The organism is Bradyrhizobium sp. SPXBL-02, assembly GCF_051853065.1.
Taxonomy (GTDB): Bacteria; Pseudomonadota; Alphaproteobacteria; order Rhizobiales; family Xanthobacteraceae; genus Bradyrhizobium.
Window position 1 is genome coordinate 952,557 of record NZ_CP182474.1, and the last position, 15,828, is coordinate 968,384.

Below are 15,828 nucleotides of genomic sequence, written 5' to 3' on the forward strand. Positions count from 1 at the left end.
GCATGTCTTGCACGCCCTCAGACTTTGACCAGGTCTCCCAGCAAGTTCGCCGCCACCATGAGCTTCGCGAGCGTCAGGCCGCCGGCGGCAATCTCCTCGACCGTACGGCGGATGCGCGTCGCCTCGGGATGAGCTGCAAGCCAGGTCTCCGCGGCCTGCTGACCTGATTGGCCGATGGTCAGCATGTCCGCGGCCAGGCGTCTTTCGGCAGCTGCGATCAGGTCGACGGCGCGGTCGATGGCGAGGCGCTCGAAATGATCGCTGGCCGGCACGTTGCGCGCAGCGGCGGTGATGCGGTCGAGACGGAAATTGGCCTCGGCGGCAAAGAACGTCGCGGCCGCATCACCGATGCTGCGGCCGGTGCGCTCGGCGACCGTCACGATATCAGGCGCCGAGACCAGGGCGTCGAGGTCGGCCAGATCGCCGGCGAGTCCGGTCGGGACGCCGGCATCGATCAGGTCCTGCCGGCGCTTGCTGCGCGCGGCTTGCAAGTCCGGTGGCAGGGCGCTGTCGAGCGAGGCTGCGACCTCACGGACGGCAGGACCAAACCGAGCGATCACTGCACTGAGACCGTCCTTGAAATCGACATTGCGCACATACCAGACCATGCGGGAGAGCAGGAGATCCTGGATCGCAGCGTAGAGGCCGAGCTGCAACTGTCCGTCGATGAGGGTGTCGAGCGCGTCGATCCCGTCATTGAGCCGCCTGAGCTCATAGATCGCGTCCACCGCCACCTGGGCCATGACGATGGTCGAGATATCGGCGTCGGTCTCGTCGGTCAGGCGTACGATGCAGGCCGGACCCCCGCGGTTGATCACGGCATTGACGAGACTGGTCGCGATGATCTCGCGTCGGAGGCGATGGTGCTCGACCGCGGCCGGGAATTTGTCGAGAATCTCGTGCGGAAAATACAGGGACAGTCTGCGGGCGAGATATGGATCGTCAGGCACGCCGGTTTCGAGCAGGTCACTGTAAAGCGTCAGCTTGGCATAGGCGAGCAGCACGGCAAGCTCCGGCCGTGTCAGGGCTTGGCCGCGTCGTGTGCGCTCGGCGATCGCAGCATCGTCAGGCAGGAATTCGACGGCGCGGCTGAGCAGGCTGCGTTGCTCGAGCGACTGCATCAGGCGGGTGAGGAAGCCGGTCTCGGCCATGCCCTTGCGTTCGGCGAGCGAGAGCGCCAGCGTCTGCAGATAGTTGTTGCGCAGCACCAGCGTACCGACTTCGTCGGTCATCGCGGCAAGCAGGGTGTTGCGGTCAGCCGGGCTGAGGCGTCCCTCGCGCTCGGGGCGCGCCAATGCGATCTTGATGTTGACCTCGAGGTCTGACGTATTCACACCGGCCGAATTGTCGATCGCGTCGGTGTTGAGCTTGACGCCCTTCTGCGCCGCTTCGATGCGCCCACGTTGGGTTACGCCGAGATTAGCGCCTTCGCCGATCACCCTGGCGCGAACGTCGGCACCGGTGATGCGGATCGCATCGTTGGCGCGGTCGCCGGCTTGATCGTCGCTCTCCGCCGACGACCGCACATAGGTGCCGATGCCGCCGAACCACAGGAGGTCCGCGCGCGCCTTCAGGATCGCCGTCATCACCTCGAACGGCGTTGCCTGCTCCTTGTCGAGATCGAGCAGGGTGCGCACTTCCGGCGCGAGCGGGATCGCCTTGAGCGAGCGCGAGAACACGCCGCCGCCCTGCGAGATCAGCGATTTGTCATAATCCTGCCAGCTCGATCGCGGCAGGTCGAACAGGCGCTTGCGCTCAGTGAAGCTGATCGCCGGGTCGGGGGAGGGATCGATGAAGATGTCGCGGTGATCGAACGCCGCAACGAGCTTCGTCGCCGGCGAGAGCAGCATTCCGTTGCCGAAGACGTCGCCGGACATGTCGCCGACGCCGACCACGGTGAACGGCACGGTCTGAATGTCGGTGCCGAGCTCGCGGAAGTGGCGCTTGACCGCCTCCCAGGCGCCGCGCGCCGTGATCCCCATCTTCTTGTGGTCGTAGCCCTGGCTGCCGCCGGAGGCGAAGGCGTCGCCGAGCCAATGGTTCTTCTCGGCCGAGATCGCGTTGGCGACGTCGGAGAAGGTGGCGGTGCCCTTGTCGGCGGCGACGACTAGATAAGGATCGTCGCCGTCATTCCGCACGGTCAAGTCGGGCGGCACCACGATGTCGCCGTCGAGATTGTCGGTGAGTTCGAGCAGCGAGCGCACGAAGATGCGATAGGCTTCGGTGCCCTCCGCGAGCCACGCCTCGCGATCGGAAGGCGGCGGCAAGCGCTTGGGCACGAAGCCGCCCTTGGCGCCGACCGGCACGATCACGGCGTTCTTGACTTGCTGCGCTTTCACGAGGCCGAGGATCTCGGTGCGGAAATCCTGTGGCCGATCGGACCAGCGCAAGCCACCGCGCGCAACCTTGCCGAAGCGCAGGTGAATGCCTTCGACACGCGGTGAATAGACGAAGATCTCGTAGAGCGGTCGGGGAGGGGGCAGATCCTCGATCTTGCGCGCGTCGAACTTGAAGGAGATTACCGGACGCGGATGTCCGTCCGGGCCGAGCTGCCACAAATTGGTGCGGATGGTCGACTGCACCAGATTGGTGAAACGGCGCAGGATGCGGTCTTCATCGAGCGAGGCGACGGATTTGAGCTGATCCTCGATCTCGGCAAGGAGAGTTATCTCGCGCGCCGAACGCTCGCGATCGGTCAGGACGAGGCGTGGATCGCGGCGGGCCTGGAACAGCGCGACGAGGTTGGCTGTGATCGCGGCGTTCTTGCGCAAGGTCTCCCACATATAGTCCTGGGTGAACGGTGCGCGGATCTGGTGCAAATAGCGCGACAGCGCCCGGATGGTCGAGACTTCCCGCCAGCCCAGGGCCGTGCGCAAGATCAAGGCATTGTACCCGTCGGATTCGGCGCGATCGGTGACCACCGCCATGATCGAGGCCTCCAGGCGATGGCTGAAGTCCCGGCTGATCTCGATCGGCTGGCCGTCGCTGGTCTCGATCGTCATGTCGTGCAGCCAGACCGGCTCGGGCCTGTTGCCGGGCACGATCTGATAGGTGCGTTCGTTGACCACGCGCAGGCCGTGATTTTCGATCACCGGCACGCGGTAGGACAGCGACAGCGGCGCGGCATCCGAAAACACCCTAAGGCCGAAGCGCCTGGGATCATCGTCCTCGAAGCGGTGAACCGAAATCGTCACCGGGCGGGCCGGTGTGAGCTTCTCGATGGTGGCGATATCGGCGACCGCCTGTTCTACCGTGGAAGCCTCGGTATAGCCGCCGCTAAAGGCCTGGACGTAGCGATTTGCGAGCATGCGCGCCCGCATGCCGTCGGTCGACGCAGCCAGCGCGGCCTTCAGCTTGTCGGCCCAGGTCGCGGCAATGGCGCTGATCCCTGCTTCCAGCGTGGCGCGCTCGACGGCGGGAGTCTTACCTTCATAGCGTCCGATGATGTAGTGGACGCGCGCCAATGCTCCTTCGGGGAAGGACACGTAGGACGCCGACAGTGCCCCCTTGTAGCTCCGCGCCAGGAAGGCGCCGACGCGCATGCGCACGTCAGTGTCGTATTTGTCGCGCGGAATGAAAACGAGGATGGAAACGAAACGATCGAACTTGTCGACCCGCGCCAGCGCCCGGACGCGGGGGCGCTCATAGAGGATTAGGATCTCCATGACGAAATCGAAGAGGGTATCGATGTCGATCTGGAATAGTTCGTCGCGCGGATAGTCTTCGAGAATGTGCTGGAGAGCCTTGCCAGAATGGCTATTCGGGTCGAAGCCGGCGCGCTGGAGCACCCGCGATACCTTGTGGCGAACATAGGGGATCTGTCGTGCCGAGCGCGTGTAGGCGCCCGAGGTGAACAGGCCGACGACTCGCAATTCACCCTCGAGCCGGCCGTCGGGCGTATAGAGCTTGATGCCGACATAATCCATCCGGATGCGGCGATGGACGCGGCTGCTCACGTTGGCCTTGATGACGATGAGCAGGGTCGGCTCGCGCATGAACTCGCGAATCTCCGGCGTCATCACCACCATTTCGCTGCCGCGGCGCAGGACCTTCACATCGGGATCTCGGAGGATGCCGAGGCCCTCGCCGGTCGTGATGTCGTCCGACGCGTCGCGGCCGGGCGAGAAGCGATATTCGCGCACGCCGAGAAAGGTGAAATTGTCGGCGCACAGCCATTGCAGGAACTGGTTGGCCTCGGCGACGTCGTCGATCGGAAGCGGCGGCGGATTGGACGAGAACGTCTTGACCGCGTCCTCGACGCGGTCGCGCATGGCGCGCCAGTCCGCGACGCAAGCGCGCACGTCGTTCAACGTCCTGGTGAGGCCGTCAATCAGCCTCTCGCGGTCCGCGTCGGCGTCCAGGCGGGTGATGTGGAGGTGAATCAGGCTCTCTCGCGCGCCCTTTGCCCCTTCCGGCAGTGCCTCGCCGTAGAAGCGCAGGAGCTTGCCCCCATCATCGCGCTCCACCGCGATGATGGGGTGAGCGACGAGAGTGACTTCGATGCCCTGCTCGGTGAGCTCCGCCATAGTGGAATCGAACAGGAAGGGCATGTTGTCGTTGAGGATTTCGAGCACGGAGATCTCGCGCCCGTCCGGCATCAGCGGATTGACGACGCGGATATCGGCACGCCCCGCCGTGCGCCGCTGCACATGCTCCCAGGCTTGCTCCGCGAGGAAGGCAAGCGAGGAGGCATCGCAACTGGCGAGGTCCTCGACATTGGTGAAGGCGAACAGAAGCTCGGCAAAGGCCCGGGGGGCCTTGCCCGGCTGCACGCTTCCTGCTGCCTCGTGGATCAGAGTTGCCCGGGCCTTGTCGTCACGCCAAGCCATAGCGTCCTCCATCTCCCAGCCGACGAGCCGCAATTACGGTCGGGCATCGTTCTTGGAGTGCGCCTCTTCGAGCGCATCTTCTTGACCGCGATTCAATCGCTTCGGCGAAATCTTCGGTCTTGCGGCCTCGACGATATTAGCATTCCGCAGCCGTCATGGCGCGGGGAGTTGTGAGGCGCGATTTGGGGGCGGAAAACCGGTGACCGATGACCATCGCGTCATTTGGTGCTCTGCAAAATGACGAGGAATTTCAATTGTGTATGAGTTCGTGATTTCATTCTGAATGGCGCGCATTTGCGATAATAAGGAGTCGCATGCGCACAATCGATCGTCTGTTCTCCTGCCTCGCTCTGTTTCTTGCTGTCGCCGCGCCGGTGCTTCCCGCGCGCGCGGCTGAGACCTGCCCGTTCATCAGCGCAAAAGAGCTCGCTGCCGCGATGCCGGCGCTGAAATGGTCTCTGATCTCGAATCAGGACGGCCGCGGCTGCATCTACCAGGCCGGGCGCGGCGACACGATGATGCTGAGCGTGTTCCGCAATCCCGACAAGGACCGCGCCAGGGAATTGTACGCGACCTTCGTCAAGACGCTCAGTGAGCGAATGCCGCTGAGCGCTGTGGTCGGGATCGGCGACGAAGGCCAGGGCGGAACGAGCGCCGCCGGCGCCGAGCGCCAGGAGGCCTCGGTCCTCGTTCTGTCCGGCGACTACATTCTGCAGATCAGCGTCTATCCGATCGGCCGGCGCGCCGACGATGCGCTGCTCGGTCCGATCACCGAAGCTGCGCGCGTTGCCATTGCCAATGTGGGCAAGAGCAGCGAGCGGTTCGGCAATTGCGAGTGGCTCACGGCCGCCGATGCCGACGGCTTTCTCGACAACGGCACGCTGACGGTGCAGCGGACCGGCGCGGGCAGCTGCATGATGTTCGATCGCGAGGCCAACACCATGACGGTCGCGGTGATCGCGATGTCGCGCGACACCGTCGTCGGCATGATGAAGCGCGCGGGTCCCTGCACGCATGTGGCGATCCCCGAGCTCGGCCGCGAAGCCTTCGGCGAGCATTCCTGCACCAAGGGCAACGGCAACGCCGTCACCATCTATGTCTGGAAGAACGGCCGGCAGGCGTCGATCGTGTTCGCACCAGTCAAGCCGCATCCGGAGTCCGGCTCGGTCGAGCGCCTCAAGGCGGTCGCCACGCGGGTCTATGGGAAAATGTAAGGGGGCTGGGTGACCGCCCAGCGGCCCCGGCTTTCACCGCAGGCCCTGCTCGTCGATCAGGATGCGATGGATCTCGATGCGCTCGGGCAGCTCGATCAGGAACTCCGCGTCGCGGGCGAGATGATGGACCTTGGTCGGCTCGCCCTTGGTGAAGGCGGTCATGGCCGCGATGTCGGCCCAGTAGGAGATGGTCGTGAACCACGTCTCCTCGTCGCGGTCCTCGCGCAATTGCTGCACGCCGAGCGCGGTCTTGAGCAGCGGCGGGATGCCTTCGGCTTGCAGATAGGCCTGGTAGGCGTCGGCGATGTCGCGGCGGGTACGGCCGCGCCAGATGCGGGCGATGGTCGGCTGGGTCGGCATGGCATGACTCTCCTTGCTGCCGAACGCCGCGTGGCGTGGTCTCGTTCCAGCGTCTCCATGTCACGGCCAGCGGCGGCCGCAGCTGGAACCTGGCGCTGGCCGGTCTGGCGAATCGGCGGCCGGTTCTTGACCGGCGCCGCCGCAGCATTTCCACATCATTGATCTGAAACAATGATGGTCTTCGCCACAAATGCTAGGGCGAGTCGCGAGGTCGCGTGCGAGGCTCCCCAGGCCGGTCAAGATACTCTCCGCGCGTGATGCAAATCCGAGGGCTCAATGGGACGACTGCTGAATATCGTGACGCCGCTGCACACTGCGACCAAGCGCGACTACATGGGCCGCATGAACGACGACAAGATCGGCTGCTCGCTGAAGGCGCGGGAATACGAGGCCGATTACTGGGACGGCGACCGCCGCTTCGGTTATGGCGGCTACCGCTTCATCGAGGGGCGCTGGGCCCCGGTCGCCAAGGCGCTGATCGAGACCTACGGCCTGAAGGACGGGTCCAGCGTGCTCGACGTCGGCTGCGGCAAGGGATTTCTGCTGTACGAGATGCAGAAGATCCTGCCGGGCCTGAAGGTCACCGGCTTCGATATCTCCAAGCATGGTCTTGCCAATGCGCACGAGCAGGTGAAGCCGTATCTGTTCAACTATCGCGCCCAGGACGTCTATCCCTATGGTGACGACAGTTTCGACCTCGTCATCTCGCTCGGCACCCTGCACAATCTCAGGCTCTACGAGCTCGAGGCCGCGCTCAAGGAGATCGAGCGGGTCGGCAAGAACAAATACGTCATGGTCGAGGGCTACCGGAACGTCGCCGAGCTGCACAATCTCGAATGCTGGGCGCTGACGGCGGAATCCATCCTGCACACCTCGGAATGGATCTGGCTTTACGGCAAGCTCGGCTACACCGGCGATTACGAATTCATCTATTTCGAGTGACCGGGCGCGCGATCCATGGACATCAAGACCGCAAAGGCCGCGATCCTCGTCGAATCCGGCAAGCCGCTGATCGTCGACGAGTTCGATCTGCCTGACAGGCTCGAGCACGGTCAGGTGCTCGCCCATGTGCACACGTCGAGCATTTGCGGCGCACAGATCAACGAGATCGACGCCGTCAAAGGCGTCGACAAGTTCCTGCCGCACCTGTTGGGGCACGAGGCGCTGGCGACCATCGTCGAAACCGGGCCTGGCGTCGTCTCCTGCCAGCAGGGCGACACCGTCGTCATGCATTGGCGCCCGGGCAAGGGCATCCAGTCCAACACGCCGGTCTATGCCTGGCGCGGCAAGCGCCTCAACGCCGGCTGGGTCACCACCTTCAACGAATACGCCGTGGTGTCGGAAAACCGCGTCACCCCCGTTCCTGATACGATCGATCGCACCAGCGCGCCGCTGCTCGGCTGCGCGGTGACGACCGCGCTCGGCGTCGTCAACAACGATGCGCAGATCGCGATCGGCGAAGCCGTCGTCGTGTTCGGCGTCGGCGGGGTCGGCTTGAACATCGTGCAATTCGCCGCGATGGTCGGCGCCTGGCCGGTCATTGCGATCGACCGCCTCGACAACAAGCTGGCCATGGCGAAGGATTTCGGCGCCACCCACCTCATCAATTCCGAGACCGTGAAGGATGTGGCCGCCGAGGTCCGGTCCATCACGGGGGCCGACGGACCCGACAAGGTCGTCGAGACCACCGGCGTCAAGAACCTGATTGAGCTCGCCTACGAGATCACCGCCAAGAAAGGCCGCTGCATCCTCGTCGGCGTGCCGCGCGAGAAGGCCGAGATCTATACCCTGCCATTGCACTTCGAGAAGGTGCTGAAGGGCTCGGAAGGCGGTCAATGCCAGCCTGCGCGCGATATCCCGCGCCTCGTGCGTCTCAGCGATGCCGGCAAGGTGAGCTACCGCGGCATCGTGACCCACGAGTTCGCGCTCGATGACATCAATGCCGCCCTGGATCTGATGCGCAGCGGCACGTCGGGACGGATCCTCCTGAACATCAGCTGAGCGCTGCGCTCGCCGCGCACGCGCGGGTCACTAATCGATCTCCGCCTTGGTCTTCAGTCCGGGCAACACGGTGCGGACGTGCTCGGCCAGCGTCGTCGCCAGCAGCGAGGGCTTCGCCTCCGAGAATTCGAGCGCGATGCCGATGGTCGGAAGCAGGGGCAGTCCGGCCGAGACGACGTGAAGATCGAACGGAACGGCGGTTCGTGTCAGGACGCTGATCGCATGACCGGACCGCGCGATCGCGATCAGGCCGGCGAGGCTGTTGCTCGCGTAGGCGACCCTGTAGCGCCGATTGACCGCGTCCATCGCGGCGCAGGCGGCCCGGTAGTCCAGGCTCATCGGCGCCGCCAGCGCCAGCGGCAGCACATCCTGCGTCAGTATTTTCGGTTCGGCCTCGTTCGCGACCCAGACGAAGCGCTCCTCGCGGATCACCTCGCGCGCTCCGGCATCGGACAGCGAGACCAGCGCCATGTCGATCTGGCGCCGCACCAGCATCGGGCGCAGCTCGGAGGTCGGTGCGCAGACCATGCGCAGCTCGACATTGGGATGCAGCGCGCAGAACCCCTTCAGCAGCGCCGGCAGGAAAGCGATCGAATAGTCCTCCGGGCAGCCGAGGCTCAGCGTCCCCTTGAGACTCGCGCCGCTCATGTCGGCGAGAATCTCGTCGTGCTGCGCCAGCAGCGTCTCGGCGTGAGCGAGCAGTTTCTCGCCGGCCGCGGTCAGCCTCATGCCGGATCCGCTGCGGTGAAACAGCGGCTGCGTGATCGTCTGTTCCAGCCGTTGCATCTGCATGCTGAGCGCGGACTGTGTCCGGCCAATCTGCAAGGCCGCCAGGCTGATCGAGCCGGTGCGGGCCACGACGACGAAATTCCTCAGAAGAGTGAGATCCAGCATCGACATCAGGAAGATTGATATCCAGATTTAATTATATCAACTAGCCTGAACTCAAATTCTTGACTAGAGGTCAGACGTCCCAAGCGTAGGTGGCTGTCATGACCTTGAATGCCGATCCCGATTTCTGGGCGTCCGCCAACACGCATCTGACCCGCTATGGGCCGAGTTTCGAACCCGTCATCATCGAGCGTGCGGCCGGCAGTTTCGTCTACGACGCCGACGGACGCGCCATCCTCGACTTCACCTCGGGTCAGATGAGCGCCGTGCTGGGGCACACGCATCCCGACATCGTCGCCACGGTCGCACGGCAAATGGGGGCGGTCGCTCATCTCTTCAGCGGCATGCTCTCGCGTCCGGTGGTGACGCTGGCCGAGCGTCTCGCTGCGCTTGCGCCCGGTCTCGACCGCGTGCAGCTGCTGACGACAGGCGCGGAAGCCAATGAAGCGGCGATCCGGATGGCCAAGCTCGTCACCGGCAGGCACGAAATCGTCGCCTTCGCGCAAAGCTGGCACGGCATGACCGGCGCGGCGGCGTCGGCGACCTACAGCGCGGGCCGGCGCGGTTATGGGCCGGCCGCGGTCGGATCGTTCGTCATTCCCGCGCCGAACGCCTATCGGCCGCGCTTCAGGAACGTCGACGGCAGCAACGACTGGCAGACCGAGCTGGACGATGCGTTCGCACTGATCGACAGCCAGTCGACCGGTAATCTGGCGGCCTTCATCGCCGAGCCGATCCTCTCCAGCGGCGGCATTCTGGAACTGCCGCTCGGCTATCTCGCGGCCTTGAAGCAAAAATGCCAGCAGCGCGGCATGCTGCTGATCCTCGACGAAGCTCAGACCGGAATCGGCCGCACCGGGCACATGTTTGCCTTCGAGCGTGACGGCGTGGTGCCTGACATTCTCACGCTGTCGAAGACGCTCGGCGCCGGTCTGCCGCTCGCCGCCGTCATGACGACAAAGGCCATCGAGCAGACCGCGTTCGAGCGCGGCTTCCTGTTCTACACCACGCATGTCTCCGATCCCTTGCCCGCCGCGATCGGCGTCACGGTGCTCGACGTGGTCGCGCGCGACGGGTTGGTGGCGCAGGCAACCGCCAGGGGCAACAGGCTCCGGGATGGATTGCTGTCGCTGCAGCAAAAGTTCGAATGCGTCGGTGACGTCAGGGGCCGCGGTCTTCTGCTCGGTCTCGAAATCGTCGTCGACCGGCAGTCTAAGACGCCGGGGTTTGAACTCGGCGCGCGGATCATGGAGGAGACCATGCGTCGCGGTCTCAGCATGAACATCGTCAAGTTGCCCAGCATGGGCGGCGTATTCCGCATCGCGCCGCCGCTCACGGTGTCCGAGGCCGAAATCGATCGCGGTCTCGAGATCATGTCGGAGGCGATCCAGGCTGCTGCGACGACGCACTGATCGGCGAAAGGCCTGACCGGATGCAAATCGCCAGGACATATGGCCGTCCGACGCTGTTCTCGCGGCACGGCATGGTCGCCACCGCGCATCCGCTCGCGGCACAGGCCGGTGCACGAATCCTGATGCAGGGCGGCAATGCGTTCGATGCGGCCGTCGCCACGGCGGCCGCCCTCAACGTGGTCGAGCCGTTCATGTCGGGGCTTGCCGGGTTTGGACTGGCCACGATCTGGGTGGCGATCGAGCAGCGCATTCGCGTGCTCGACTTCGCTCCGCCGGTGCCCGCAAGCTTCCCGGTCGGCAGATACACAAGCAGATTCGAGCTCGAGCGAGGTCCGCAGGCGGCCTCGACGCCCGGCAATCTCGCGGGCTGGTGCGAGCTGCTCTCGCGCTATGGACGCAAATCGCTTCCAGACGTCTTTGCGCCGGCGATCACGCTGGCGCGCGACGGCTTCGCGCTCTCGGACTTCGGTGTTGATGAGATCAACGAGCAGGTGCCGCTGCTCGAACCCTGGCCGGAGCTGCACGCCGCACTGGTCAGGAACTATCTCCCGGATGGAATGCCGGTGAAGCTCGGCAGCATCGTCGCGCAGCCTGATCTCGCGCAGACTCTTGCCGAGATCTCCGAATTGGGGCCCGAGTATCTGTATGGCGGCAAGCTCGGCCGGCGGATCGTGGACTATCTCGCCACGCTCCGCGGCAGCCTGACGCTGGACGATGTCATCGCCGTCAAGCCGCATTGGTTCGATCCCCTGACCGTGTCCTATCGGGGGCTCGAGCTTCACGTCCCGGCGCAGCAATGCGGCGGCTTCCAGTTCGCCCTGACCCTCAAGATCCTTGAAGGCTTTGACCTCGGGCGTCTGCCGAAGGACGGCGCCGATCATCTCGATACGGTCTATCGCGCGATCCGTCTCGCCGCCGGCGAGCGCATCGCCCACGGCGATCTGGGACCGGATCAAGCCGCTGGAGCAATGTCCGACGCGACGATCGCGCGGCTTCGCCAGCGTGTGAGCGACGGCCGGCCGATCACGGGCCCGACAGAGCAATGGATGCCGCAGGATCGTGCCGATCCCGGCCACACCACCTCGTTCTCGATCGCCGACGCCGAAGGCAATCTGGTCTGCATGACGCAAAGTCTCGGCAGCCCGTTCGGCAGCGGCGTCGTGGTGCCGGGGACCGGCGTTTGCCTCAACAATCATCTGCATTGGGCCGACGTGCAGCCGGGAAGCCCGAACCTCGCTAGGCCGGGCGACGCGTTGCCGGTGACGATGGCACCGTCGATTGCGACGCGCGGCAGCCGTCCGGTGCTCGCGCTGGGGACGCCCGGCAGCTACGGCATCCCGCAAACCCAGGCCCAGGCTTATGTGCAGCACATCGAGTTCGGCCTTCCGCTGCAGCAGGCGATCGAGGCGCCGCGTTCACGGCTGTGGGACGGCCGCTTCATTCAGGCAGAGAACCGCATCGCGCCGGAGACCATCGCCGAACTGAAGCGCCGCGGCCACGAGATCGCGATTTTGGACACCGGATGGACCATGCTCTGCGGAGGCATGCAGGCCGTCGCGCTCGATCCGGTGACCGGCGTGATGACGGGTGCCGCCGATCCGAGGCGGGACGGGTATGTCATCGGCTTGTGAGCGGACGCACATCGCGGCGAGCGCAGACAGCGCGTGGCTGGCCGCGTCTCGTTAACAAATCGTTCACCGCCCAAGGCCAGCCCAGCCGTAACCGCCGGTTAACCATGGATATTTACGGTGTAGCAAGCCTCTGAGCTATGACTGTCAGTTGATTTCGAGTCCAACCCATGGCGTTCGGTAGCCGGCCATCTCCGCGAAGCATCGCCCCGACGGAGCAAGCGGCTTCGTGGGAAGCGCCGCGGGCTGCGAAGGCGAAGCCTGACGGCGCCGCGCCGGGCCTGACCAAGGGATCGCTGACCGTCTCCGGCACGCTGTCCTTCCTGCGCGAGAATGGCCGGCGCATTCTGACGCTGGCCCTGGCGCTGTTCGCCCTCGGCGTCGTCGCTCTGATGATCCTTCCGGTCCGCTATGCCGCGACGGCGCTGGTCGTGCTCGATCCGCGCGAGCTGCGCGTGACCTCGGATCAGGACGTGCTGCCCGGCATCGGCCAGGATGCCGCGGCGCTGCAGAGCCAGATCGAGATCGCCAAGTCCGACGGCTTCCTCCGTCCTTTGATCGAGCAACTCAAGATCGCGGACGATGAGGACGTCGCGGGCGGCTATACCGACATGACGCGCCTGCTCGAGAAATTCCGCAACCGGCTCGAGATCACTCGGCGCGGGCTGACCTACGTCATCGCGATTTCCTTCACCTCGAACCGGCCGGATCGCGCGGCTTACTATGCCAATGCCATCGCCGAGGCCTTCGTCGCCAGCCAGGGCCGCGTCCGCACCGAGGCGACGGACGAGGCGGCCGGCTGGCTCCAGGACCGGCTGAAGACGCTGAGCGAGCGCCTGCGCGCCTCGGAAGACGCCGTCGCCGCCTTCCGGCTCGAGCACAACATCGTCAATGCCGGCAAGGAATCCACCACGCAGCAATTGCGGGTGACCGACCTGACCCAGCAGGTCTCCGCCGCCCGCGCGCGCACCGAGGAGGCCAAGGCGCGCTACGAGCAGGTGCAACGCGACGTCAAGGCCAATGTCGAAGGGCCGGTGAAGCAGGATCTCCTCAGCATGCTGCGCGCGCAGCGCTCCGCCCTGAACGACCAGATCGCGCAGAAGAAGGCGGTCTATGGCGACCGCCATCCCGACCTTGCGATCTCCTACAGCCAGCTGGCGGACATCAACCGGCAGATCGAGATCGAGCGGAAGAAGAACATCGACACGGCCAAGTCCGAATACGAGGCCCAGCTGGAGCAGCAGAACGCGCTGGAAAAGCAGCTCAAGGCGGTCGAGACCAAGATGCTGGTCGACGGCCAGGCGCTGGTGAAGCTGCAGGAGCTGCAGCGCGACGCCGATGCCAACCGCAACATCTACGAGCAGTTCCTGTCGCGGTTCAAGACCACCAACGAGCAGCGTCAGCTGCAGGCCTCGCAAACCAAGATCGCCTCGGTTGCGATTCCGCCGTTGCGCTCGACGCGTCCGCCGCTCGCCTTGCTGCTTGCGGCGCTGGCGATCGGCTCGCTGCTGACCTCGACCGCCGCCGTTGCGGTGACGACGAGCCTGTCCGCCGACAAGCCCGAATCCGTTCAGGCCCCTGCCTCACGTGAAGCGGAGGAGGCGCCCGGCCCGCAAGTTACCCCTTCGGCCGCCGCTGCGCGCCCAGCCGAGGCGATGCCCCGCCTTCCTGTCTGGGCGCGCATCCCCGAGCTGGCGCCAGGCGCCGGGATCAACACGGTCTGGCAGAGACCGGTCAGCGCGTCGGCCGAGCTCGATCTCGGCCCCCACTTACGGCCGTTGCTCGAACGCATCGACCGCGTTCCGGTGCGCGGCTGCAAGGTCGCGCTGGTCTTGTCGGTCGGCAAGAGCGCCGGCGGCAACACCGTGGCGCGTTCCCTCAATCGCGCCGCCGTGAACCTGGGCATGATGAGCGTGCTGATCCGCCTCCAGGCTGAATTTGCAGGCGCCCAGCCGCCGGTGACCGAATGGCAGGACGGCTCGACCACGGCGGGACTTCAGTCGATCGACGAGCTGCTCGGTGCCGGGCGCAAGCCCGATGCGCGGCCCGAGGACGATATCCGCTCGGAGTTCGACCTGATCGTCGTCCACGCCGGCAATCTCGCCTTGCAGCCCGACGCCATTGCCCTGGCCGCCCACGCCGACCTGATCGTCCTGGTGGCGCGCGCCGGCGAGCTTGGTTCGTCCGCGATGCGCAGGGTGACCGGGGCGCTGTCGAGATACGCGGCCGTGCCAACCGGCCTCGTCGTCAATCACGTGCCCGCCGGTTCAATGGCGCCTCAGCCCGACGGTGGCGCTCTGGGCCTTGCGGTTTGACGATGACAGCCTTGCGCCGCCGTCTGCTGGCTGCGGCGATGCTGTTGTCGATCTCGCTCGTCCGGCCGGTGTTCGCCGAGGATTGCGTGCCCCTGCCGTCGACGGTCTCGCCTGAGCGGCTTGCCGCGCTCTCGCGCGGCTTCAACGCCGACGGCTGGATCAACGGTGCGCCGCCGAGCCGCGCGCTGCTGCAGCAGCTGCGCAAGGCCGGCATGAGCCATGTCCGCCTGCCGGTGCCGGCGGAGCGCGTGATGCCGCGCTTTGCCGCAACGGACGAGCGCGCGGCGACCCTGCGCGTGCTCGACAGCGCGTTGAAGCAGCTGACCTCGCTCGGATATTCCAGCTCGGTCGACCTTCATCCGGGCGAGCGCTTCAATCGCCTGCACAAGGATGATCCGGATGCGGCGATGGGTGAGATGCAGGAGGCCTGGCGCGCGCTTGCAGAGGTCATTCGATCCTATCCTGCCGATCGCATCTTCGCCGAGCTGCTCAACGAGCCCGATATCGAAGCGGAGCGATGGCAAAAGGAGGTCGAGGCGCTCGCCGCCTTCGTTCGCGGGTTGCTGCCCGCCACCACGCTCATCGTTGGTCCGGTCAACTGGCAGCGCGCGGACTCGCTGCCGCGGTTTCGTCCGCTGGCCGACCCTGACGTCGTCTACGCCATCCATTTCTACGATCCGATGGTGTTCACCCATCAGGGCCATTGGGACGCGCGCGATCCGCTGCACGACATCATGGATCTGCCTTACCCGATCAATGCGGGCGATCCCAAGGTTCAGGCGCTTTGGCAGGATTTGCAGGCGAGGGGCGCGGTCAAGGCGCTCGCCATGCTCGATACCGCGATTGCCGCCGCCAAGGACAAGCCGGGGGCCGATCGCTGGCTCGCGCCCGCGCTCGCATGGCAGCAGCAATTTTCGCGGCCGATCATCGTCAACGAGTTCGGCGTGTTGAAAGCCGGCGCCCCCAGGCAGAGCCGGTTGCGCTGGCTGGCGGAGGTCACCGCCTATGCCCGCGCGCATTGCTGGGGCTGGGCGCATTGGGAACTGGCGCAAGGCTTTGGTCTCGTCGATGCCACCACCGGCAAGCCCGATCCCGACGTGATGCGGGCGCTGCTCGGCGCGCCCGGCCGGCTTGAAAGGTCTCCCGCCGCGCGCGGTGATCGTTAACGGATCCTTACC

At 65.5% G+C, this 15,828-nt stretch carries 10 protein-coding genes; 7 read left to right on the forward strand and 3 right to left on the reverse strand.

Translation table 11 applies throughout. The annotated features are described in order from the left end of the window. Window positions 1–17: 17 nt before the first annotated feature. A complete protein-coding gene (locus ACNJYD_RS04475) occupies window positions 18–4,841 on the reverse strand; it encodes an NAD-glutamate dehydrogenase (protein WP_439365506.1) in 4,824 nt (1,607 codons plus the stop codon). 302 nt (window positions 4,842–5,143) lie between these two features. Between ACNJYD_RS04475 and ACNJYD_RS04480 the strand changes: the two genes are divergently transcribed. After that, window positions 5,144–6,043, forward strand: coding sequence for a hypothetical protein (locus ACNJYD_RS04480; RefSeq protein WP_439365507.1), 900 nt, complete (start codon window positions 5,144–5,146; stop codon window positions 6,041–6,043). Window positions 6,044–6,076: 33 nt separating this feature from the next. On the opposite strand, the gene ACNJYD_RS04485 is transcribed toward ACNJYD_RS04480, so the two are convergent. After that, window positions 6,077–6,403 carry a hypothetical protein gene (locus ACNJYD_RS04485; RefSeq protein ID WP_172786724.1) on the reverse strand — a complete coding sequence of 109 codons (327 nt, stop codon included), beginning with the start codon at window positions 6,401–6,403 and terminating at the stop codon, window positions 6,077–6,079. Between the two features lie 276 nt (window positions 6,404–6,679). Here ACNJYD_RS04485 and ACNJYD_RS04490 point away from each other — a divergent pair, with 276 nt between their 5' ends. Both ACNJYD_RS04490 and ACNJYD_RS04495 read left to right on the forward strand, forming a co-directional pair. Next, window positions 6,680–7,345 (forward strand): class I SAM-dependent methyltransferase, encoded by a 666-nt coding sequence (locus tag ACNJYD_RS04490; RefSeq protein WP_212259583.1) that lies wholly within the window; start codon window positions 6,680–6,682, stop codon window positions 7,343–7,345. 15 nt (window positions 7,346–7,360) lie between these two features. Then, the gene (locus tag ACNJYD_RS04495; RefSeq protein WP_172786726.1) at window positions 7,361–8,404 is read left to right on the forward strand and encodes a zinc-binding dehydrogenase; all 1,044 of its coding nucleotides are present in this window, start codon (window positions 7,361–7,363) and stop codon (window positions 8,402–8,404) included. A gap of 30 nt (window positions 8,405–8,434) precedes the next feature. Here ACNJYD_RS04495 and ACNJYD_RS04500 read toward each other — a convergent pair whose 3' ends face one another. Next, complete coding sequence (locus tag ACNJYD_RS04500) at window positions 8,435–9,298, reverse strand: LysR family transcriptional regulator (RefSeq protein WP_212259613.1); 864 nt, start codon at window positions 9,296–9,298, stop codon at window positions 8,435–8,437. A 98-nt stretch (window positions 9,299–9,396) separates the two neighbouring features. Between ACNJYD_RS04500 and ACNJYD_RS04505 the strand changes: the two genes are divergently transcribed. The 4 genes from ACNJYD_RS04505 (at window position 9,397) to ACNJYD_RS04520 (ending at window position 15,816) form a co-directional block, all read left to right on the forward strand. Further along, the gene (locus ACNJYD_RS04505; protein ID WP_439365508.1) at window positions 9,397–10,707 is read left to right on the forward strand and encodes an aspartate aminotransferase family protein; all 1,311 of its coding nucleotides are present in this window, start codon (window positions 9,397–9,399) and stop codon (window positions 10,705–10,707) included. A gap of 20 nt (window positions 10,708–10,727) precedes the next feature. Continuing rightward, complete coding sequence (locus ACNJYD_RS04510) at window positions 10,728–12,338, forward strand: gamma-glutamyltransferase family protein (protein ID WP_439365509.1); 1,611 nt, start codon at window positions 10,728–10,730, stop codon at window positions 12,336–12,338. A 167-nt stretch (window positions 12,339–12,505) separates the two neighbouring features. Beyond that, on the forward strand, window positions 12,506–14,650 hold the full coding sequence (locus ACNJYD_RS04515) for a GumC family protein (RefSeq protein WP_439365510.1): 2,145 nt from the start codon (window positions 12,506–12,508) through the stop codon (window positions 14,648–14,650). Between the two features lie 2 nt (window positions 14,651–14,652). After that, on the forward strand, window positions 14,653–15,816 hold the full coding sequence (locus ACNJYD_RS04520; RefSeq protein WP_439365511.1) for a glycoside hydrolase family 5 protein: 1,164 nt from the start codon (window positions 14,653–14,655) through the stop codon (window positions 15,814–15,816). Window positions 15,817–15,828 lie beyond the last annotated feature (12 nt).

Bases quoted from the DNA above. Each gene is read 5' to 3' on its own strand.
- ACNJYD_RS04490 (WP_212259583.1), top strand. From the start codon at position 6,680: ATGGGACGACTGCTGAATATCGTGACGCCGCTGCACACTGCGACCAAG.
- ACNJYD_RS04515 (WP_439365510.1), top strand. From the start codon at position 12,506: ATGGCGTTCGGTAGCCGGCCATCTCCGCGAAGCATCGCCCCGACGGAG.
- ACNJYD_RS04495 (WP_172786726.1), top strand. From the start codon at position 7,361: ATGGACATCAAGACCGCAAAGGCCGCGATCCTCGTCGAATCCGGCAAG.
- ACNJYD_RS04520 (WP_439365511.1), top strand. From the start codon at position 14,653: ATGACAGCCTTGCGCCGCCGTCTGCTGGCTGCGGCGATGCTGTTGTCG.
- ACNJYD_RS04485 (WP_172786724.1), bottom strand. From the start codon at position 6,403: ATGCCGACCCAGCCGACCATCGCCCGCATCTGGCGCGGCCGTACCCGC.
- ACNJYD_RS04475 (WP_439365506.1), bottom strand. From the start codon at position 4,841: ATGGAGGACGCTATGGCTTGGCGTGACGACAAGGCCCGGGCAACTCTG.
- ACNJYD_RS04505 (WP_439365508.1), top strand. From the start codon at position 9,397: ATGACCTTGAATGCCGATCCCGATTTCTGGGCGTCCGCCAACACGCAT.
- ACNJYD_RS04500 (WP_212259613.1), bottom strand. From the start codon at position 9,298: ATGCTGGATCTCACTCTTCTGAGGAATTTCGTCGTCGTGGCCCGCACC.
- ACNJYD_RS04510 (WP_439365509.1), top strand. From the start codon at position 10,728: ATGCAAATCGCCAGGACATATGGCCGTCCGACGCTGTTCTCGCGGCAC.
- ACNJYD_RS04480 (WP_439365507.1), top strand. From the start codon at position 5,144: ATGCGCACAATCGATCGTCTGTTCTCCTGCCTCGCTCTGTTTCTTGCT.